The 1,209-nt window shown below is 64.9% G+C and carries 1 protein-coding gene; it reads left to right on the top strand.

What is annotated here, in order from left to right:
- A partial coding sequence (locus tag Y705_RS22905) for an Ig-like domain-containing protein (RefSeq protein WP_253908443.1) occupies positions 1-1,209 on the top strand: 1,209 nt, incomplete at both ends.

The raw sequence follows: 1,209 nt of genomic DNA, 5'->3' as shown, positions 1-1,209 counted from the left end.
CGGGTGTCCCAACGGGCCGTTGCAGTCGGGCCCCCCGGCACCCACCGACCTGGCCGCCGCACCCGTCGGCGGTGACCTCAAGATCACCTGGACACCCGCAGAGGCGATCCCCGGAACCCCGGCTATCACCGGCTACCGCGCCACCGCCGTCTCCCGAACAATTGTTGACGGCGAACAGGTAGAGATCGGCAAGCGGATCAGCGGGCAAGCCGCTACCGGCACCACCATCACCGGTCTGGATCCGACCCAGGCCTACGACGTCTACGTGGTGGCCGTCAGCAGCATCGGCGAGACCTTCCCCGCAGCCACAGTGGCACCGGCAACGGACATCACCGATCCCACGGTAAGCGCAAACCCCAACGGCGGATCCACTGCTGTCGCCCAGGAAGTTACCCTGACTGCCAGTGAGCCCGGCGCCGAAATCTACTATCGGACGGATGACCTGGACGTCATCTCAGGTGACACCATCGCCACCGAAGCAACGCTCTACACCGGGCCCTTCTCGATTGCAGCCACCACCAACCTCGTCTACGCAGCAATCGACCCCTCCGGCAACGCCTCGGACAACATGAGGGCAACCTTCACCATCACCAATGATCCGGTTCCGGCAGCTCCGACCTTCACCGCAGCACCGGTAGCAGGCAAGGGGACCGCGACGGTCACCTGGACTGCACCTGATGCAGGCGCGGTATTCAGCGAGGCAGTCTCGGGCGTCAGCGGAACCACTCTGCGCCTCACCAACCCCGCGGGAGCGGTAATCGCGGGAGCGGTGGCCTATGACGCGGCAACGCTGACAGCAACCCTGAACCCGACGGCCGATCTGGCAGCGAACACCAGCTACACGGTGCACCTGCTGGACGGAATCACCGATACGGCAGGCGCGGCCCTGGCCCCGGTGAACTGGACCTTCACCACCGCAGCAGCGGTAGTGCAACCGAATCCGGTCACCGTTGCGACTCCGCTGATCTCGGCGGTAGCGGCCCGCACCCCGATCCTTGGAGCTGCAAGTGGACCCGTGATCTGTGGGTTGAAGGGTGGTGGGTGTTACCAGAAGTTCCAGGGCGGTGACATTCTCTGGTCGCCGGCTACGGGTGCTCATCCGACGTATGGCGGTATCGGTGCCCGGTGGCGGAGCATGGGCTTCGAGAACGGGGTCCTGGGGTATCCGATGACGGGTGAGATCTGTGGGTTGAAGGATGGTGGGTGTTA

The organism is Arthrobacter sp. H41 (assembly GCF_000520535.1).
Classification (GTDB): domain Bacteria; phylum Actinomycetota; class Actinomycetes; order Actinomycetales; family Micrococcaceae; genus Arthrobacter_D.
Note: the sequence above shows the minus strand (reverse complement) of the source record. Positions and strands in the feature narration are given on the sequence as shown.